Genomic DNA, 18,052 nt, shown 5'->3' with positions numbered 1-18,052 from the left:
GCGATAGAGACCTTTCAGGAAAGCGCTTCCAGCTCAGCCTGCATGCTCTCCAGCGTTTCCAGCGCCTCCATCCAGGCTTCCTCAAGCTCGCCCTCACGCTGCTTCAACTTGGTCTGCCGAGCCAGCAGATCACGCAATTCATCCTTGCGCGCCGCCTCATACACACCACCGTCACCCAACGCAGTCTCGATCTCGGCCAGTTGCGCATGCACCTGGTTGAGCTCGGTCTCCAGCTTGTCGGCCGCCTTCTTGTGCGGTGCCAACTGCTGGCGCAAGGCTGCCGCAGCCTGGCGCTGGGCCTTCTTGTCGGTCTTGTCCGGGTTGACCGGGGCGTTGCTGGCCGGCGCACTGCGCTGGCGGTACTCGACCAGCCAGCGGCCGTAGTCGTCGAGGTCGCCATCGAAGGTCTCGACCTTGCCATCGGCCACCAGCAGGAAGTCGTCGGTGGTGCTCTTGAGCAGGTGACGGTCGTGGGAAACCACCACCACGGCACCGGCGAACTCCTGCAGGGCCATGGTCAGCGCCAGGCGCATTTCCAAGTCGAGGTGGTTGGTCGGTTCGTCGAGCAGCAGCAGGTTCGGCCGCTCCCAGGCTATCAGCGCCAGGGCCAGGCGGGCCTTCTCACCACCGGAGAAGTTCACCACCGGCTCGTCGACGCGGTCGCCGTGGAAGTCGAAGCCACCCAGGAAGTCGCGCAGGGTCTGCTCGCGCTCGGTGGGTGCGATGCGCTGCAGATGCAGCAGCGGGCTGGCCTTGTCGTCCAGCGAGTCGAGCTGGTGCTGGGCGAAGTAGCCGACGGCAAGGTTCTCGCCACGTACCAGGCGGCCCGACAGCGGCTCGAGTTCACCGGCGAGGTTCTTGATCAGGGTCGACTTGCCGGCGCCGTTGGGCCCGAGCAGACCGATGCGTGCACCCGGGACCAGCTGCAGCTTGACCTTGTCGAGAATCGCCTTGTCGCCATAGCCCAGGCGGCCTTCGGACAGGCTCAGCAGCGGGCTGGAGATTTTCTGCGATTCGCGGAACACGAAGTCGAACGGCGAATCGACATGCGCGGCCGACAGCTCTTCCATGCGCTCCAGGGCCTTGATCCGGCTCTGTGCCTGGCGGGCCTTGGTGGCCTGGGCCTTGAAGCGGGCGATGTACTTCTCCATGTGCGCGCGCTGTGCTTGCTGCTTCTCGTAGGCCTGCTGCTGCTGCGCCAGGCGCTCGGCACGGGTGCGCTCGAAGGCGGTGTAACCACCCTTGTATAGGTTGAGCTTGCGCTGCTCGACGTGCAGCACATGGTCGACCACGGCATCGAGGAAATCGCGGTCGTGGGAAATCAGCAACAGCGTGCCCGGGTAACCCTTGAGCCAGTCTTCCAGCCACAGGATCGCGTCAAGATCGAGGTGGTTGGTAGGTTCGTCGAGCAGCAGCAGGTCAGACGGGCACATCAGCGCCTGGGCCAGGTTCAGGCGCATCCGCCAGCCACCGGAGAAGTCACCGACGCGGCGGTCCATCTGCTCGTTGGTGAAGCCCAGGCCCGCCAGCAATTTACGAGCGCGGGCATCAGCGGTGTAACCGTCGGCAACTTCCAGCTCACTGTGCAGGCGCGCCAGCGCAGTGCCGTCATGGGCCTGCTCGGCAACGGCCAGTTCGGCCTGGACCTTGCGCAGGCGGGCGTCACCGTCGAGCACATAGTCCACCGCCAGGCGGTCGAGCGTATCGACCTCCTGGCGCATGTGGGCAATGCGCCAGTCGCCGGGCAGCTGGCAATCGCCGGCATCAGGCGACAGCTCGCCGCGCAGCAGGGCGAACAGGCTGGATTTTCCGGCGCCATTGGCGCCGATCAGGCCGGCCTTGTGACCGGCGTGCAGGGTCATCTCGGCGCCTTCTAGCAAGCGCTGCGGACCACGCTGTAAAGTGAGGTTGGATAGTCTGATCATAGTGGTCGCGGAGTCTACCAGCTTCCTCGGCCCGCAGCGTGAGTGGAATCATGTACACCGACCTGTGGAATCACGCCTTGGCGCTGTATGCCCGCCCGGGCGTCGAAACGGCTTGTCTGAATGTTCAGGCGATGGGGGGCGACGTCTGCCTGCTGCTGTGTGCAACCTGGTTGCAGGCGCGTGCAGTGCCCTTCAGCGAAGAACGCGCTCAGGCCCTGCGTGCGATTGCCGGGCCATGGCAACACGATGTGGTGGCGCCGTTACGTAGCCTGCGCCAGCAATGGCGTTCGCCTGCACAACACGATACGCACCTGGCGGCGTTGCGTGAGCAATTGAAGGGGCTGGAGTTGGAAGCGGAGAAGCAGTTGCTGCAACGGCTGCAAACCTGTGCGCAACAATGGCCCATAGGCTCGCTAGAGCCTACGGACGATTGGCTTGACCGGCTGGCGCCGGACCAGGCACGCGGCCACGACGCGCTGGTTGACTTGCGCGTCGCAGCGGCAGCGCTTCAGGAAGCCGAAGACGGCGTCTGAGCGGGAGTGCTGGTGGATACCGAGGCAGTAGCGGGAGCGGCCGAGTTGGTCGCTGGCGCACTGGCAGCGGGCGCAGCCGGTTTGGCTTCTGCAGTTTTGGCTGCAACGGGTTTTGCCGGGGCCTTCGCTGCAGGTTTTGCAGCGGACTTGGCCGGTGCTTTGGCTGCCGCTGGCTTGGCTGTTGCTGGTTTGGCTGCCGCTGGCTTTGCGGCCGCTTTGGCTGCTACGGGTTTGGCTGCCGCAGGCTTGGCTGGAGCCTTGGCAGCAGCAGCTTTGGCGGCTGGCTTGGCGCCAGTGGATTGTGCAGCGACAGGTTTGGCGGCCGGCTTCGCCGAGGCGGTTCTGGCCGGCGCTTTGGCTGCTGCAGGCTTGGCGGCCGCTGACTTGGCTGGAGTTTTGGCAGCAGCAGGTTTGGCAGCCGGTTTGGCGGCAGCGGTTTTGGCTGGGGCCTTGCTGGCAACCGGCTTGGCATTGGCAGCGCGAGCAGGTGCCTTGGCGGCTGGCTTGGCAGCAGCGCGGGCTGGAGCCTTGGCAGCGGCTGGTTTGGTCGAGGCCTTGGCGACCGCTGGCTTGGCGGTGCTGCGGGCCGGTGCTTTGGCAGCAGCTGGTTTCGCAGTCTTGGCCGCCACTGCACGCTGGTCGAGTGCCTTGCCTGCAGCCTCGCGCACCTTGCCGACACCTTGAGCCAGTTTCAAACTTTCCTGGGCATCACGCTTGAGTTGTTGAATGTAAGTACGGGTCTGGGTCTGGCGTTCCTTGAGCGAATCGAGCAGTTCTTCAAGTTCACCGATCACCTTCTGCGCCTTGTTCTGCGCCTTGGCTTTGCCTGCCTTCGCCGCATCCTGCAACTTCAGGCGGCCGTTATGCAGTTTTTCCTGGGCTTTGCCGCGCTGCTTTTCCAACTTGGCCAGCAATTTCTCCGCATCAGCCAGCGCTTGTGAGCAGGCCTCTTCCAAGTGTTCGAGCAGGCTGCCCGAAAGTTGCTGGAGCAGGTGTAACGGCGTACTTACTGGCTTCTTTTTAGCCGACATGGTTTACCTCCTGGCTGACGAGATTGCGGCTCATACTATGCTTCTGCTGCTACCGCCGCTAGGGCATGTTGACAGTATTGAGGGTGCCGCGTTGCATGCCTGGGCAAAGTTGTTATCTTGCAGCTCCGTGCAAGTGTAGTTGCTTAACAAAACGTTGCAGGGTTTTGCCTGATGCCGGGACTTTCCGGGTGTATGACCTGGTCATTTATCATTGCGCAGATCGAGCGCCGCGCGGGCGGCGCTCGATCTCGACGACAACAAATCAATCACGCCAAACACCCGAGCCATTACACACATCTGGAACAGAACCCAACCATGTCACGTTATCTTGCTTTTGGCCTATGCCTGATGGCGCCATTCGCCCTGGCCGCCAACGATACCGCCCCTGCCAACGATCATGACCTGGCCTACAGCCTCGGCGCCAGCCTGGGGGAGCGCCTGCGTCAGGAAGTGCCCGGTCTGCAACTGGATGCGCTGGTAGAGGGCCTGCGCCAGGCCTATCAGGGCCAGCCATTGAAACTCGACAAGGCACGGATGGAGGCCATCCTCCAGCAGCATGAGGAACAGGCCGATAGCGCCGCCGAACAAGCCGAAGTCGTCAAACTGCAGGCCGTCGAAACACGCTTCATGGCCAACGAGCGGGCGCGTGCCGGTGTGCACGAACTGCCCGAAGGCGTGCTGTATAGCGAATTGAAAGCGGGTAATGGGGCGCAACCCACAGCCGGCGGCAAGGTGCAGGTGCGCTATGTCGGCAGGCTGCCGGATGGTTCGGTGTTCGACCAGAATCAGCAGCCGCAGTGGTTCAGCCTGGACTCGGTGATCGACGGCTGGCAGGTGGCCCTGCCACACATGAAAGCCGGTTCGACCTGGCGCCTGGTGATCCCATCGGCACGGGCCTACGGTGCCGAGGGCGCAGGTGATCTGATCGCGCCCTACACGCCGCTGGTATTCGAAATCGAGTTACTGGCGGTCGGCAACTGACGCCGACCTTCAGGCTTCGACCGCGCCCTCTTCCTTGTGCGCGTTATGCAGCACTTCGATCAGGCAGTCTTCCAGCTCGAAGCGTTCGTGCAGCAGGCTGCCCAACTTGCCGAGCTTCTCGGCGAAGCGCTCGGTGTCCTTGCACTCGCCCTTCTCGCAATGATCGTTGAAGGCCAGTGCGATCTGGGTAATGTCGTTGATCCGCGGGTTGATCTCTTCGGCCAGTTTCAGCGCCTTCTCATCCCCGAATGCCTTGGCCTCGGTGACCAGCTGCTCACTCACTTCGAAGTGCCAGGCTGACACGTAGTCGACCAGCACCGCACAGAAGTCGCGGTTCTTTTCCTTGTCGGCAAAGGCCGGCTTGGCGACACGCAAGGTACGGAAAGCCTGGACAAGCTCCTCTCGCTCCGCGAGCCAACGGTCGATCAGCTTGTGAACCCCGCCCCAGCGTTCCTGGGCGTTCTGACAACTATCGAGCATGGCGATCTCTTCCCTTCTGGGTAGATGCCGCTGCACCTCGCACCACGACCGTGCAGCACAAAGGTGACATCAGCAGGACGGCATCGAGCAGTTGTGTTTTCAGTATGCGTGCTGGGAGATTATTCCCGCGCGTGCTTAGCATCAAGGTACGCAGCGGACAAAGTTCATACAAGCGTTTAATACCGTGAGACACCACCATTGGTCCGCTATTGGCCACCGGCATGCGCCAGGTCAAGGATTGCCAAGTGAGCGGAAACGATACGCCAGCAGGCAACTCAGGGGCAGTGCCGCCAGTAACAGAAACGCCAGCAGGCTCCATTCCGGCAGGGTCAGGTCGAGGAAGCTCCAGGTCAGCGAGCGGCAATCGGGACCGCCGAGCAGCAGTTGTCGCACAGCTTCACGCCAGGACAGCTCGAACATGCGCCCGATCGGCAAAGGGCACAGGTGGCTCGCATCACCTGCACCCTGCAACCACACATGCCGCGCCGCCAGCAAGGCGCCGCTGGCCGCGCTCAGCATTGCCGTTCGCGCATAAAGCCGAACCCCGGTAATACCGGGTGCATGCAGCGCCGCGCTCAGACAGACCAGCGCATAGATCCCCAACAATAGCCGCTGGCTGAAACACAGCGGGCAAGGCACCAGCCCAAGGACACTTTCGAGATAAAAGGAAGCGCCCAACACTGCCAGCGAAGCAAGGCATGCCGGAATGAAAAGCGTGCGCAGACTGGCCATCGGCATGGGAAAAAAGGTCCCGGGAAAGTTGAAGTGGCTTGGAACGGTAGAGGAAAGGCCGGGCTTGTTTCAAGGCACTACTGGAGTGACAAGTCGCTGTATTGGAAGAGAAATGTCCATACAAGCTGTAGGAAACTTCCTAAGAACAGACTGCAAATCCAACTTGCACCGCAGAACAGGTTACCCGACCCATGAGCCCGCGCCGTTGGGCGGGCTCATGCAGGGCTCAGGCGCGTACAGCTTCTGGCAACGGCAGGGCCAGAAGACGCTCATCGAGCAGCCCAAGGCCTTCTTCAAACAACTGATTGCTGCGTTCGGTCTCGCCCAGGCTGGCGAGCAGGCGCGCAAGCTCGGCACAGGCTTCCGGATTACGCTCCATTCGCAGGCTGCTTTCGAGATAGTCGCGCGCCTTGCCCCACAGGCGGTTCTGCAGGCTCAGGCGGCCGAGAGTGAGCAGCAGGCTCGGATCGTCCGGGTGGGCCTTCAGCCAGCCTTCGGCGGTCTGTAGCTGACGCGCCGGATCATCACCCCGTACCAGGCCATACAGGCGCGCCAGATGGCTTTCGTACTCACGCTTGAGTGCGGTGCGCAGCACCTGCTCGGCTTCGCCCTGGGCACCCACCTGACGTAGCTGTTCGGCATAGGCCAGGACCAGTTGCGGCTCTTGGCGCTGGGCCGCAGTCAGCTGCTGCCAGGCACGCTCAAGGGCCTGACGGGCGCTTTGCGGATCCTCACCACGGGTGCTCGCCAAGCCAAGGTTCTGGCCCCAGGCGCGTTTCTCCAGCGCGGCCAGCTCATCGGCCGGCAACACCTTGCTCTTGCGCAGGTCCGGCAGCAGGCGGATCAGCGCCGACCAATCGCCACGCTCCAGATGCAGGCGTTGCAACAGGCGCAGGACCTGAGTGTTATGCGGATGGCGCTCCTGCATGGCGAGCAAGGTCTCCAACGCAGCATCCCGCTCGCCGCGGTCCATCTGCAGTTGCGCATGGGTCAAGGCAATGGCCAGTTCCGCCTGGGGCTGGCGCTCCAGCGCACGTTCCAGCAGGTTGTCGCTGTCCTCCTTGCGCCCCAGTTCGTTGGCGGCACGGGCGGCGCCAAGGTAATACAGCAACGGCTGGCGCTCGGCCTCGGCAGCACGATGCAGGTGGCGCTGGGCACTGGCCCAGCGGCCCTCGGCCAGGTCCAGCTGGCCCTGTTCGATGGCGATCCGCACGCGCCGGCTGCGGTTACGCCGCGACCACGGGTTGACCACGCCACTGGAGGTCAGGACCAAGCTGACCAGATAACGCAGCAGCAACAGCAGGACGACCACCGCCGCCAGCGCCGCGAGCGCCGCCCACAATCCGGACTGGTAACGGAAACCACCGTAGGCAATCAGCACATAACCACTGTGCTTGGCCACCGCGATGCCCAGCGCCGCGGCAACCACGATCGCCAGTACGGCCAGCAGGTAGACACGCTTCATGGCTTGCCCCCTTCAGCCTCGGCTGGCAGATGGCGGCGTTGAATGTACGCCTGCACCGCCGCCAGGCTTTCGCTCAGGTCCGGGGTCACTACCGAGACGGGCTGCTCAGCCAACGCGTTGAGGCTGTCGAGCATCGCCTTGCTTTGCGGGTTGTCGGCATTGAAGTTGGCCAGCAGCACGCTACGGGCATCATCCAGGGCCTGGTTGTACACCTTGGCCTCGCCATTGAGCGCAGCCCACTGCGCCTGCTCGATGGTCAGGCTCAGGGCCAGGCGCAACTGGTTCAGCTGCTGGCCAGCCAGCAACGGCCGCACATTGTCATCGGCGTTGAAGTCGATCTGGAAGTACTTGGAGATTTCTGCCCACCACTGCGACAGGCGACTGGCCCCGTCACCATCGGCGGTCAGCGCACCAAGCGCATCGGCGTTGCTGGCGAATTCGGGAGACTGGGCGCTGAGCTGTTGCACCAGCTCACGCTGGGCGGCGAGTTTGAGGAACAGACCGGTGCGGTCCGGCTGCTGGGTACTGTTGAGCGTGGCCAGGCTGCGCGCCAGTTGCTCGCGGGCGGCAAAGGCGCCAGGGTCGCTCTGTTCACGGAGGATTTCGTCGGCCCCTTCGACCAGGGCCTTGGCGCTGGTGATGTCCTGCAGCGCCGACAAGCGCAGGGTAGCCAGGCGCAGCAGGTGCTCGGCCTCGGCCAGGCGCCACTCCTTGCGGCTTTCGCCAAGCGCGGTTTCCAGACGCTGGCTGAGACGCTGCTGGTCGCCTTGCAGTTGCGCCACCAGGCGGCGACGGTCTTCCAGCTCACTGGCGGCCGGCAGGCTGGCCAGTTGTGCACTGATCTGCTGCTCACGCTGCTGCAGCGCCGCGGCGCGCTGGCTCAGGGCTTCAAGGTGCTGACCCTGGTTCACCTCGCTGCCTTGCAGCTGTCGCACCTGCCAGACACCCCAACCCCCTACTGCGACCCCGGCCGCACCCAGCAACAGCGCCAGCACGGCCAGACCACTGCCAGAGCGCTTTACAGGCTTGTCGGTGACGGGTTGCGCCGGCTCCTGCGCCGACGGCTGATCATTGTTGGGTAAGACAGTTTCGCTCACGTATCCATCCTTTGCATGGGGGCGCCTCGCGCTAGTGCGAAGCGCCTTGAGAGGCAGGTACAGCGCTGCGCTGCACGGCTGCCAGCAAGGCCGTGGCACTCGCGCCACGGCAATCCACAACCTGTTGGGCCCCGGCGGCCCGGGCCTGTTCAGCGACCCGCGGGCTGGGCACGAACAACGCCAGCCTGGCTACCTGCGGCCAGTCGGCGCCAGCCATCTGCTGCAAATGTTCAAGACCCTGCCCACTGCTGACCACCAGGCCATTGAGGCGTTCCGCTTCTATGCGGCGCATCAGCGTGCCCGCCGGGTACGCCGGCAGGCAGCGACGATACAGTTCCAGATATTCGACACTAGCACCTTGCTCTGCAAGACGCTCGGCCAGCAGTTCGCGACCTCCGACGCCACGAACAATCAGCACGCGGGCCTCAGGCGCCGCAATAGCCTGGCGCAGGGCCGGGAGCGCGAGCAAGGCCTCGCTGTCGTCGCCTTGCACGGGGAATGTCACCTGAAGGCCTGCGCACTGCAGCACTGCCGCGGTCGCCTCACCCACGGTAAACCAGCCTGCGGTGGGCGCTTGCAAGCCAGCGCCCTGCAGCTGCCCAAGCAGCAGCCGTGCCGCCGGCTTGCTGACCACGATGATCGCCTGGTACTGCGCCAGCCCGGCCAGCTGCCGACGCTGCGCGTCAGCCAGCGCGACAGGCTCGATGGCCAGCAACGGCAGGCAACTGCTGGCCACACCGGCAACGGCCAGGCTCTGCGCCAGTGCCGCGCAGTCCTCTTCAGGCCGGGTCAGCAGCAGGCGCCAGGAGCTCACGGATGCCCGGCCTCGCCGTAGACTTCCTTGAGAATGGCTTCGGCGCCCTGACCCAGCAGGGCTTCGGCGACCTGCACGCCCAAGGTCTCGGCAGCCGCACGCGGCGCACGGGCGTCCGCCACCAGCAAGGTCCCGCCACTTGGCTGGCCAACCAGGCCGCGCAACCACAGCTGATCGCCTTCGAGCACCGCATAGCAGGCGATCGGCACCTGGCAGCCGCCGTTGAGGCGCTTGTTCAAGGCACGCTCGGCAACTACACGGTCGGCGGTATCGGCATGGTGCAGCGGCGCCAGCAGGGCATGGATTTCAGTGTCGGCGCTGCGGCACTCGATACCCACCGCGCCCTGGCCACCGGCTGGCAGGCTGTGGTCGACGCTGAGGGTATCGCTGATGCGATCCTCGAAGCCCAGGCGGATCAAGCCTGCGGCGGCGAGGATGATGGCGTCGTATTCGCCGGCATCGAGCTTGGCCAGGCGGGTGTTGACGTTGCCGCGCAGGAAGTGGATTTTGAGGTCCGGCCGACGCGCCAGCAACTGAGCCTGGCGGCGCAGGCTGGAGGTGCCGACGATGCTGCCGGCTGGCAGGGCGTCGAGGCTGGCGAAGGTATTGGAAACGAACGCATCACGCGGGTCTTCGCGCTCGCAGATGCAGAACAGGCCCAGGCCATCGGGGAAGTCCATGGGCACATCCTTCATCGAATGCACGGCGATGTCGGCTTCGTTGTCCAGCAGCGCTGTTTCCAGCTCTTTGACGAACAACCCCTTGCCGCCAATTTTCGCCAGCGGTGCGTCGAGCAGCTTGTCGCCGCGGCTGACCATGGGTACCAGAGTCACCCGCAGACCGGGGTGCGCCTGCTCGAGGCGGGCTTTGACATATTCGGCCTGCCACAAGGCCAAGGCACTTTTACGGGTGGCAATGCGGATTTCGCGAGTGGACATGAAACGCCCCGATCCAGAGAAATGCCGCTGATGATAACAGCATCACCGGCATCGCCAGCAGATGTGGATCAGCGTCTGGGCCCTTCGCGGCCAAAGCCTCTCCTACAGGCGGCGCCGTACCTGTGGGACCGGCTTCAGCCGCGCACAAGGGCGCAGCCGTTGCCATGCAGGCTCAGCCTTGGAGTGTTTGCATCATCTTGCGCACGCCTGCCACATGCCGGCGGCTGACAGTCAGGGCGTCGCCGTCGAGGCCCTTGAGGAATAGCTGGAAATGCCCCAACGGCGTGCGCTGCAGGCGTTCGATGCGTTCGCGCGCGACCAGCGCATTGCGGTGGATACGCACGAATCGCTCGCCGAATTCATCCTCCAGCGCCTTGAGTGGCTCGTCGAGCAGCACCTCCCCGGCTTCGTGGCGCAAGGTCACGTACTTGTGGTCGGCGATGAAATAGATCACCTGGGGCAATGGAATCAGCTCGATACCCTTGCGCGTACGCGCACTGATATGGCTGCGCGGCCCACCGCCTTCGCTGCCAGGCCGGGTCAAGGCCGCCAGCTGGGCACGGTTGGGCTTCTCGGCCTTGCGCAAGGCATCGCGCAGGGCCTGAGGCTGGATTGGCTTGGTCACGTGGCTGAGGGTGCTGTCCTTGAACGCCTCGGCACCGTATTCATCGTCGCCGGTACAGAACACCACGGACGGTGGCGCTTCGCGTTCGCACAGGCGAGCAGCAACCTGCAAGCCATCCAGGCCTGGCATGCCGATGTCCAGCAGTACCACATCCGGCTTGAGGCTTTCGATCAGTGTCAGAGCCTCCTCGCCGTTGGTGGCGCTGGGCTCCAGCACGGTGTAACCCTCCAGTTCAGCGAATAGCCGTGTGAGGCGTTCACGGGCTTGGGGTTCGTCATCAACGATCAGGACATTCATAATTGCTCTGGATTCCTGAGTGAGTCTCGCACAGGTATAGCGTAGACAAGAGCAGGTCGAGCGACGCTGCGGTCACGCTCTAGACCGATACGAAGGCCAAAGATTCACTGAGCCAGCAGAATAGCTGCCAGTCCTCTGTCCAACTGTAGACGGTCCGTGGAACACTGCCGTTCAATCGGTGAATATCGTCTTCGCCCACCTTTACCGATGTTTGCCACCGGTTTCTGTCGACCGATGTCCTGCGGTGTCAGGCCCAACCCTGCTATTATCGGCGCCACTTTTTCGTTCACGCCTGCATAGAGTGAATCCATGAGCACCGACAAGACCAACCAGTCCTGGGGCGGCCGCTTCAGTGAGCCCGTCGACGCCTTCGTCGCCCGTTTCACCGCCTCGGTCGACTTCGACAAGCGCCTGTACCGCCACGACATCATGGGTTCGATCGCCCACGCCACCATGCTGGCACAGGTCGGCGTCCTCAGCGATGCCGAGCGCGACACCATCATCGATGGCCTGAAAACCATCCAGGGCGAAATCGAGGCTGGCAGCTTCGACTGGCGTGTCGACCTCGAAGACGTGCACATGAACATCGAAGCACGCCTGACCGACCGCATCGGCATCACCGGCAAGAAGCTGCACACCGGCCGTAGCCGCAACGACCAGGTGGCCACCGACATCCGCCTGTGGCTGCGTGACGAGATCGACCTGATCCTGGCCGAGATCACCCGTCTGCAGCAGGGTCTGCTGGAGCAGGCCGAACGCGAAGCCGAAACCATCATGCCTGGCTTCACCCACCTGCAGACTGCCCAGCCGGTCACCTTCGGCCACCACCTGCTGGCCTGGTTCGAAATGCTCAGCCGCGACTACGAGCGCCTGGTCGACTGCCGCAAGCGCGCCAATCGCATGCCGTTGGGCAGTGCCGCGCTGGCCGGCACCACCTACCCTATCGACCGTGAGCTGACCTGCAAGCTGCTGGGCTTCGAAGCCGTGGCCGGCAACTCGCTGGACGGCGTCTCGGACCGTGACTTCGCCATCGAATTCTGCGCGGCCGCCAGCGTGGCGATGATGCACCTGTCGCGCTTCTCCGAGGAACTGGTGCTGTGGACCAGCGCGCAGTTCCAGTTCATCGACCTGCCTGATCGCTTCTGCACCGGCAGCTCGATCATGCCGCAGAAGAAGAACCCGGACGTACCGGAGCTGGTGCGCGGCAAGAGCGGCCGTGTATTCGGCGCCCTGACCGGCCTGCTGACCCTGATGAAAGGCCAGCCGCTGGCCTACAACAAGGACAACCAGGAAGACAAGGAGCCGCTGTTCGACGCCGCCGACACCCTGCGCGACTCGCTGCGCGCCTTTGCCGACATGATCCCGGCGATCAAGCCCAAGCACGCCATCATGCGCGAAGCGGCTCTGCGCGGTTTCTCCACCGCGACCGACCTGGCCGACTATCTGGTTCGCCGCGGCCTGCCGTTCCGTGACTGCCACGAGATCGTCGGCCACGCGGTGAAGTATGGCGTCGACACGGGCAAGGACCTGGCCGAGATGAGCCTGGACGAACTGCGCCAGTTCAGCGACCAGATCGAGCAGGACGTGTTTGCCGTGCTGACCCTGGAGGGGTCGGTGAATGCCCGTAACCACATCGGTGGAACCGCGCCAGCCCAGGTGCGTGCTGCCGTGGCTCGCGGCAAGGCCCTGCTGGCTTCGCGCTAAAGCCCATTGCGAGGGCTTCGCCCTCGTTCGCGGCGGTTCGACGCCTCGATGAACCCGCACCCACAGGTATTGCACAGGCGCCAAAAGCAGTGCAGTACCTGAGGGAGCGGGTTAACCCGCGATGACTCCAACGCGGTCTCAGCGCTTGCCGCTGCGGATCATCTCCATGAAGGCCGGCATCGAGGCCTCCTTGTCCGCCACGATCCGCGCCATGTGCGGGTTCCCGCCCAGCAGTTGCAGCAACGCCTTCGCCTGCGGGAAGTCCGCCAGGAAGTCGATACCCAGCACTTTCTTGCCTACCGCGCACGCCAGGTCCACCGAGAAGCAGAACATCAGGTCGGCCAGGGTCAGGTGCTCACCCGCCACATAAGGCGCGAAACGGCCATTGCGCTTGAGCGTGGCAAACCCCGCCAGCAAGTCGGTACGGGCGCGCTCCTTGACCAGCGGCTCCACCGGCATGCCGAAGAACGACTCGCCGTAGCAGGTACGCGCCGGCAGCTCGATGTACAGTTCGATTTCCTTCAGCAGTTCGCGCACCTTGGCCTGGCCGAACGGGTCGCTGGGCAGCAGCGCCTTGCCACCTTGGGTCTGCTCGATATAGTCGAGGATGACGCTGGTTTCGCTGAGGAAGCCGTGTTCGGTTTCCAGCACCGGCACCTTGCCCCGCGGGCTGACTTCCAGCGCATGCGGCGCCTGCCCGCCGTAGAAGGTGACTTCCTCGAAAGGCAGGCCTTTCTCCAGCAGGGCCAGCTTGACCATGTTGTAGTAGTTGCTGACCGAGAATCCGTAAAGCTTGAGCATCGGGTTACAGCCTCCAGGCCGTGTGGGGATGGCTCGGTTCTTATAAACCGTCCACACAAGCCTGACCAGCGTCATGCGCCCTGTCGATGACCAGGCATTGCCAACGCAGGCGTGGCAAACTGTGCGTCCCCCCACAGGAGTAGCGCCATGAGCGAACACGACGAAATCGACAATGACGACGAAGCCTTCGCCGAAGCGACGCTGACCGAAGCCATCGAAAACCAGATCGAAAGCGGCGAGCCGCCAGCGGCCAAGGCCACCTTCAACAAGCTGACCCTGGTCGGCTATGAGCGCGAAGACATCCTCAACCTCATGGCCCACGTTCTGGCCTTCGAAATCGACAACATGCTCCAGGAGGACCGCGCATTCAACGGCGAGTGGTATGAGACCGCCCTGCGTGCCCTGCCCGAGCTGCCGCCTGAGATGGGTCAAAGCGACGACGAATAACCCGACTACACTCTTGGATCAGGCACCGCTGGCGGTGCCGCCATCCTTGTCTGGAAGTCAGGAGTCGCCATGTCCTTTAGCCCCGAACTGATCGCCGAACTGGAAGTGCTCGCCCTGTTCAACCTGGACAGCAACCAGGAAGGCATCAAGATTCACGCCAATGCCTCCCCCGCCCTGGTCGCCGCGGCCAAGCGCCTGCATGCCAAGCAACTGACCGATCAACCCGATGGCGGTTACCTGACCAGCCTGGGGCATGATGCGGTGGAGAGCGTGCAGTTGCTGTTGAACGTCCTCAAAGCCCCACAGCCCGCCTGACCCTGCACCGGCCCTGTGGGAGCGGGTTTACCCGCGAAGCAAGCACTACGGTGCATGGCAAGGGCTACGCCCTTGTTCGCGAGTGAACTCGCTCCTACACAGGCCGCGCCGAAATGCGATAGAAAAATGGCGCCAATAATCCATATTCCGCTTATCCGACTGCCCCACTCAGGCTAAACTCGCCACAGCTTTCCTGGCCCGCCCTGAGTGTGCAATGAACCACCCCCACGAAATCCGCCCTGACCTGGACGAAGGCATCGACCGCAAGGTGCTGGCGACATTGCGTGCGCGCTTCCTGCACATCAACCAGTGCCGGCTCGAACGTGCAATGGAGGGCCTGTCGAGCCGCCAGCAGCTGGTACTGACCCTGCTGCCGCTGCTGTTCCACGTCAACCACCCGCTGTTGCCCGGTTACGTATCCGGCGCCACTCCGGCCGGGGTGGCGGGGTTCGAGCCAGATGCCGAGCAGGTCGCCGATGCCCAGCGCCTGGCTCGCTCGTTCGCCTACAAAACCCGTCATGGCAACCCGCCACGCCCGATCCACGGCCTGTTCCTGATGGGCAGTCTCGGTACGCTGGCCCAGGCCGAACAGAGCGACATGGACCTCTGGGTATGCCATGCCCCTGGCCTGAGCGAGGCCGAGCGCGAAGAGTTGCGCCGCAAGTGCCAGCTGCTGGAGGCCTGGGCGGCCAGCCAGGGCGCCGAGGCTCACTTCTTCCTGATCGACCCGCAAAGCTTCTCCCAGGGCCAGCGCGACAGCCAGCTCAGCTCCGACGACTGCGGCACCACGCAACATTTCCTGCTGCTCGACGAGTTCTATCGCACGGCCATCTGGCTGGCCGGGCGCACGCCGCTGTGGTGGCTGGTGCCGGTCTATGAAGAGCACAACTATCAGGCCTACACCGAGACCCTGCTGTCCAAGCGTTTCATCCGCAATCAGGACGCCCTCGACCTCGGCAACCTTGCCCATATTCCACCAGGCGAGTACCTCGGCGCCGGGCTTTGGCAGTTGTTCAAGGGCATCGACTCGCCCTACAAGTCACTGCTCAAGCTGCTGCTGACCGAAGTCTATGCCAGTGAGCACCCGACCGTGCGCTGCCTGTGCCTGGACTATAAACAGGCGGTGTTCGCCAACCATCTGAACCTCGACGAACTCGACCCCTATGTGATGGTGTACCGGCGCATCGAGCGCTATCTGCAGCAACGCGGGGAAACCGCTCGGCTCGAGCTGGTCAGGCGCAGCCTTTACCTGAAGGTCAACAAGAAGCTCAGTGGCCTGGACCGCAGCCGTAACAACGGCTGGCAGCGCCAACTGTTGCAGCGCCTGACCGATGAGTGGGGCTGGGACGAACGCCAGTTGCTCATGCTCGACAGCCGCAGCCAGTGGAAGGTGCGCCAGGTCGCCCTCGAACGCCGTGAGCTGGTGGCGGAGCTCAACCATAGCTATCGCTTCCTCGGCCAGTTCGCGCAGAACCAGGGTGCCACCAGCCGCGCCGACCAGCGTGACCTGAATGTCCTGGGCCGGCGCCTGTACGCCGCCTTCGAGCGCCGCGCCGGCAAGATCGAAGTGATCAACCCGGGCATTGCCCCGGACATTGCCGAAGACACCATGACGCTGGTCCAGTCCCCGAACCGCAAGGAGCCTGGCAGCCATCACTGGGGCCTGTACAACGGCAACCTGGGCGTATACGAATGGGAGCATTTCAGCCCGATCAAGCGCTGCCGTGAGTTGCTCGAGCTGCTGACCTGGGCCCACCGCAATGGCGTCATCGACCACACCACACGCCTGGCGCTGCACCCCGGCGACAGCGACCTCAGCGAATTCGAGCTGTTCAACCTGCTGGGCAGCCTGCAGCAGAGTATTCCGCTGCCCCTGGCCAGCGTCAGCGAAGAACGCCTGCTGCAGCCGAGCGTGGCGGACGAGATCCTGCTGCTGGTCAATGTCGGCGTCGATCCGCTGCGCCATCACCGCGACCTGAACATCCTGATGACCACCGAGCGCACCGACTCGCTGAGCTATGCCGGTGTGCGCGAGAACCTGGTGCTGACCCTCGACCAAGTCACGCTCAACAGCTGGAACGAAGTGCTGGTGCAGCGCTACGACGGTGATCACGCGCTACTGCGCTGCCTGCGGGATTTCCTCAACAGCCTTGGCCAGCGCAGCCACCGTCCGCAGGTGCGGGTGCGCTGTTTCTGCCACAACCGCGCCCAGGCCATCGCTCAGCGGGTCGAGGAGATCTTCGACACGGCACAATTGCTGCTCGACCAGGGCCTGAATCACCGCTACCTGCTGCAAGTGGCGCAGTACACACACGTCCTTGAGCTGTTGCCCGGCCAAGTCAGCCTGGCGACCCTGGCGGGGCATGATGCCGTGCTCGATCACCTGGGCGAAGTGCGCAGCCGCTACAGCCCGTTGCACCTGGATGGCAATGCGCTGCAGGACTGCGACCTGCCTCTGCTACTGGAACAAGGTCGGCGCAATTGCATCCAGGTGTTCTACCGCCTGCTCGATGGCTGGGCCGACCTGTACGTGCTGGACGAATACAACGCCCTGTGGCAACAGCGCCTGCCATTGTTTGACGAAAGCCACCTGCTGCTGCCGTTACAACGTTTTCTGCGTTCGGTGGTGGTGCGCCACGATGCCCGCCTCCCACTCGACCATCTGCAACAGGCTTCACTGGCTATCCACTACGCCCAGCTGCTGCCTTCCGGCCCAGGCAAGGCACGCAGCATCGAGCCTCGCCCGGCACCCAGTGCGAGCGTCGACCAACCCTATTACGAGGTTCAGGCCATTCTGCAGGCCGGCGCGGGGGATGGGGTGCATGTGACGCTGTATTGCGACCAGCAGGAATTTTCCGAGCTGGAGCATGGCGACCAACTGTATGAGGTGGTCGCCCGGCAGATCCTTGGCCAGCGCCGCAGTGCCGGGCACTACCGCTGCTACATCACCGACCTGGACCTGTCCGAGCTGCTCGAGGACGAGCAGGGGTCGACCTGCCTCTACCTGCGCTACAAGCGCGAGCTGGAGCAGGCGCTGAATGATGGACTGGCGAAGTTGCAGGCCTCTCTGAAACCTTGAAAATTCAAGGGCTGCTGCGCAGCCCAAGGATCTCAGAGGTCGAAATCGCCAGCCGCTTCAGGCTGGTATTCGACTTCCAGCAACTTCAGTTTCAGGGTCTTGCCCCCCGGTGCCGGCCAGTCGATCTGCTCGCCCACCGACAAGCCCAGCAGCGCACAACCGATCGGCGCGAGGATCGAAACCGTGCCTTCTCCACCGGCATCTTTCGGGTACACCAGGGTCAGGTGGTAGTCCTTGCCGCTGGCTTGCTCACGGCAATGCACCCGCGAGTTCATGGTCACCACTCCGGCGGGCACTTCCTCATGGCCGACTACCTGAGCGGCACGGTCCAGCTCCTCCTGCAAGGCGAGCACACCCGGCGTATTCTCGTCGAGGCTGTCGATCAGGCGCTCGAGACGTTGTACGTCCAATCGGGTGAGGATGAGGGAAGGCTTGGTGCTCATGATCCAGTCAGACTCCTTTGAACAGGCGGTTTGCTGCGGGCAGATAAAGCAAAACCCCGCCCAAGGGCGGGGTTTGTGGATGCTTTTGCGTCACCGACGCACAACCCGACACTACCACAGCCGGGCAAATACTCAAGCCCGTGCGCGCAGGGCCTGGGCTTCGCGGCAGATCTGCCGGCGCCGTTCGTCGTCGGCCGAGCGCCATTCGCGAATGTGCTCGACATGCCGATGGCAGCCGGTGCACACCCGCTGCTCATCCAGCCGGCAGACGCTGATGCAGGGCGACGGCACCGCCGGGCTGACGTTGCTGTACAGCGGCTTGGGTGGCCGCGCCTGGCTGGTCAT

18 protein-coding genes are annotated in these 18,052 nt (G+C 63.8%); 6 read left to right on the top strand and 12 right to left on the bottom strand.

Annotation, left to right across the window (positions count from 1 at the left end; all coding sequences use genetic code 11):
* Positions 1 to 14: 14 nt before the first annotated feature.
* Entirely contained in the window at positions 15 to 1,925 is a 1,911-nt protein-coding gene (locus L6D64_RS11835; protein WP_176509170.1) for an ATP-binding cassette domain-containing protein, read from the bottom strand.
* A gap of 50 nt (positions 1,926 to 1,975) precedes the next feature.
* Between L6D64_RS11835 and L6D64_RS11830 the strand changes: the two genes are divergently transcribed.
* Entirely contained in the window at positions 1,976 to 2,458 is a 483-nt protein-coding gene (locus L6D64_RS11830; RefSeq protein WP_176509171.1) for a TIGR02444 family protein, read from the top strand.
* Here L6D64_RS11830 and L6D64_RS11825 read toward each other — a convergent pair.
* Complete coding sequence (locus L6D64_RS11825; RefSeq protein ID WP_176509172.1) at positions 2,434 to 3,489, bottom strand: AlgP family protein; 1,056 nt, start codon at positions 3,487 to 3,489, stop codon at positions 2,434 to 2,436. The two genes, L6D64_RS11830 and L6D64_RS11825, sit on opposite strands and share 25 nt — an antisense overlap.
* A 315-nt stretch (positions 3,490 to 3,804) precedes the next feature.
* On the opposite strand from L6D64_RS11825, the gene L6D64_RS11820 reads away from it, so the two are divergent.
* Positions 3,805 to 4,470 (top strand): FKBP-type peptidyl-prolyl cis-trans isomerase, encoded by a 666-nt coding sequence (locus tag L6D64_RS11820; RefSeq protein WP_176509173.1) that lies wholly within the window; start codon positions 3,805 to 3,807, stop codon positions 4,468 to 4,470.
* Positions 4,471 to 4,479: 9 nt separating this feature from the next.
* On the opposite strand, the gene rsd is transcribed toward L6D64_RS11820, so the two are convergent.
* The 7 genes from rsd to L6D64_RS11785 all read right to left on the bottom strand — a co-directional run bounded on the left by rsd (position 4,480) and on the right by L6D64_RS11785 (position 10,918).
* Positions 4,480 to 4,950 (bottom strand): sigma D regulator, encoded by a 471-nt coding sequence (gene rsd, locus L6D64_RS11815; RefSeq protein WP_176509174.1) that lies wholly within the window; start codon positions 4,948 to 4,950, stop codon positions 4,480 to 4,482.
* Between the two features lie 231 nt (positions 4,951 to 5,181).
* A complete protein-coding gene (locus tag L6D64_RS11810; RefSeq protein ID WP_176509175.1) occupies positions 5,182 to 5,688 on the bottom strand; it encodes a disulfide bond formation protein B in 507 nt (168 codons plus the stop codon).
* 220 nt (positions 5,689 to 5,908) lie between these two features.
* Positions 5,909 to 7,147 (bottom strand): heme biosynthesis HemY N-terminal domain-containing protein, encoded by a 1,239-nt coding sequence (locus L6D64_RS11805; protein ID WP_176509176.1) that lies wholly within the window; start codon positions 7,145 to 7,147, stop codon positions 5,909 to 5,911.
* Positions 7,144 to 8,244 (bottom strand): uroporphyrinogen-III C-methyltransferase, encoded by a 1,101-nt coding sequence (locus tag L6D64_RS11800; RefSeq protein WP_176509177.1) that lies wholly within the window; start codon positions 8,242 to 8,244, stop codon positions 7,144 to 7,146. The genes L6D64_RS11805 and L6D64_RS11800 overlap by 4 nt, the downstream gene beginning before the upstream one ends.
* A 31-nt stretch (positions 8,245 to 8,275) precedes the next feature.
* Complete coding sequence (locus L6D64_RS11795; RefSeq protein WP_176509178.1) at positions 8,276 to 9,058, bottom strand: uroporphyrinogen-III synthase; 783 nt, start codon at positions 9,056 to 9,058, stop codon at positions 8,276 to 8,278.
* Positions 9,055 to 9,996 carry a hydroxymethylbilane synthase gene (gene hemC / locus L6D64_RS11790; RefSeq protein ID WP_176509179.1) on the bottom strand — a complete coding sequence of 314 codons (942 nt, stop codon included), beginning with the start codon at positions 9,994 to 9,996 and terminating at the stop codon, positions 9,055 to 9,057. Before hemC ends, L6D64_RS11795 begins: the two co-directional genes overlap by 4 nt.
* Before the next feature lie 172 nt (positions 9,997 to 10,168).
* Entirely contained in the window at positions 10,169 to 10,918 is a 750-nt protein-coding gene (locus tag L6D64_RS11785; RefSeq protein ID WP_176509180.1) for a LytR/AlgR family response regulator transcription factor, read from the bottom strand.
* Between the two features lie 309 nt (positions 10,919 to 11,227).
* Here L6D64_RS11785 and argH point away from each other — a divergent pair, with 309 nt between their 5' ends.
* Positions 11,228 to 12,622, top strand: a complete 1,395-nt coding sequence (gene argH, locus L6D64_RS11780; protein ID WP_176509181.1) for an argininosuccinate lyase — start codon at positions 11,228 to 11,230, stop codon at positions 12,620 to 12,622.
* A gap of 138 nt (positions 12,623 to 12,760) precedes the next feature.
* On the opposite strand, the gene L6D64_RS11775 is transcribed toward argH, so the two are convergent.
* Complete coding sequence (locus L6D64_RS11775) at positions 12,761 to 13,423, bottom strand: glutathione S-transferase (RefSeq protein ID WP_176509182.1); 663 nt, start codon at positions 13,421 to 13,423, stop codon at positions 12,761 to 12,763.
* 147 nt (positions 13,424 to 13,570) lie between these two features.
* Here L6D64_RS11775 and L6D64_RS11770 point away from each other — a divergent pair, with 147 nt between their 5' ends.
* The 3 genes from L6D64_RS11770 (at position 13,571) to L6D64_RS11760 (ending at position 17,264) form a co-directional block, all read left to right on the top strand.
* Positions 13,571 to 13,870 (top strand): hypothetical protein, encoded by a 300-nt coding sequence (locus L6D64_RS11770; RefSeq protein ID WP_099813889.1) that lies wholly within the window; start codon positions 13,571 to 13,573, stop codon positions 13,868 to 13,870.
* A gap of 69 nt (positions 13,871 to 13,939) precedes the next feature.
* On the top strand, positions 13,940 to 14,185 hold the full coding sequence (locus L6D64_RS11765) for a TIGR02647 family protein (RefSeq protein WP_176509183.1): 246 nt from the start codon (positions 13,940 to 13,942) through the stop codon (positions 14,183 to 14,185).
* A gap of 214 nt (positions 14,186 to 14,399) precedes the next feature.
* The gene (locus L6D64_RS11760; RefSeq protein WP_176509184.1) at positions 14,400 to 17,264 is read left to right on the top strand and encodes a class I adenylate cyclase; all 2,865 of its coding nucleotides are present in this window, start codon (positions 14,400 to 14,402) and stop codon (positions 17,262 to 17,264) included.
* A 32-nt stretch (positions 17,265 to 17,296) separates the two neighbouring features.
* Here L6D64_RS11760 and rnk read toward each other — a convergent pair whose 3' ends face one another.
* Together rnk and L6D64_RS11750 are read right to left on the bottom strand one after the other, a co-directional pair.
* Positions 17,297 to 17,707 (bottom strand): nucleoside diphosphate kinase regulator, encoded by a 411-nt coding sequence (gene rnk / locus L6D64_RS11755; protein ID WP_176509185.1) that lies wholly within the window; start codon positions 17,705 to 17,707, stop codon positions 17,297 to 17,299.
* 132 nt (positions 17,708 to 17,839) lie between these two features.
* Positions 17,840 to 18,052 carry a DUF1289 domain-containing protein gene (locus L6D64_RS11750; RefSeq protein ID WP_176509186.1) on the bottom strand — a complete coding sequence of 71 codons (213 nt, stop codon included), beginning with the start codon at positions 18,050 to 18,052 and terminating at the stop codon, positions 17,840 to 17,842.

The organism is Pseudomonas urethralis (genome assembly GCF_021602465.1).
Taxonomy (GTDB): Bacteria; Pseudomonadota; Gammaproteobacteria; order Pseudomonadales; family Pseudomonadaceae; genus Aquipseudomonas; species Aquipseudomonas vlassakiae.
This window is presented reverse-complemented; position numbering and strand designations above follow the sequence as displayed.

Coding starts and splice junctions, on each gene's coding strand:
- L6D64_RS11835 (WP_176509170.1), bottom strand. CDS start 1,925: ATGATCAGACTATCCAACCTCACTTTACAGCGTGGTCCGCAGCGCTTG.
- L6D64_RS11830 (WP_176509171.1), top strand. CDS start 1,976: ATGTACACCGACCTGTGGAATCACGCCTTGGCGCTGTATGCCCGCCCG.
- L6D64_RS11825 (WP_176509172.1), bottom strand. CDS start 3,489: ATGTCGGCTAAAAAGAAGCCAGTAAGTACGCCGTTACACCTGCTCCAG.
- L6D64_RS11820 (WP_176509173.1), top strand. CDS start 3,805: ATGTCACGTTATCTTGCTTTTGGCCTATGCCTGATGGCGCCATTCGCC.
- rsd (WP_176509174.1), bottom strand. CDS start 4,950: ATGCTCGATAGTTGTCAGAACGCCCAGGAACGCTGGGGCGGGGTTCAC.
- L6D64_RS11810 (WP_176509175.1), bottom strand. CDS start 5,688: ATGCCGATGGCCAGTCTGCGCACGCTTTTCATTCCGGCATGCCTTGCT.
- L6D64_RS11805 (WP_176509176.1), bottom strand. CDS start 7,147: ATGAAGCGTGTCTACCTGCTGGCCGTACTGGCGATCGTGGTTGCCGCG.
- hemC (WP_176509179.1), bottom strand. CDS start 9,996: ATGTCCACTCGCGAAATCCGCATTGCCACCCGTAAAAGTGCCTTGGCC.
- L6D64_RS11785 (WP_176509180.1), bottom strand. CDS start 10,918: ATGAATGTCCTGATCGTTGATGACGAACCCCAAGCCCGTGAACGCCTC.
- argH (WP_176509181.1), top strand. CDS start 11,228: ATGAGCACCGACAAGACCAACCAGTCCTGGGGCGGCCGCTTCAGTGAG.
- L6D64_RS11775 (WP_176509182.1), bottom strand. CDS start 13,423: ATGCTCAAGCTTTACGGATTCTCGGTCAGCAACTACTACAACATGGTC.
- L6D64_RS11770 (WP_099813889.1), top strand. CDS start 13,571: ATGAGCGAACACGACGAAATCGACAATGACGACGAAGCCTTCGCCGAA.
- L6D64_RS11765 (WP_176509183.1), top strand. CDS start 13,940: ATGTCCTTTAGCCCCGAACTGATCGCCGAACTGGAAGTGCTCGCCCTG.
- L6D64_RS11760 (WP_176509184.1), top strand. CDS start 14,400: ATGAACCACCCCCACGAAATCCGCCCTGACCTGGACGAAGGCATCGAC.
- rnk (WP_176509185.1), bottom strand. CDS start 17,707: ATGAGCACCAAGCCTTCCCTCATCCTCACCCGATTGGACGTACAACGT.
- L6D64_RS11750 (WP_176509186.1), bottom strand. CDS start 18,052: ATGACCAGCCAGGCGCGGCCACCCAAGCCGCTGTACAGCAACGTCAGC.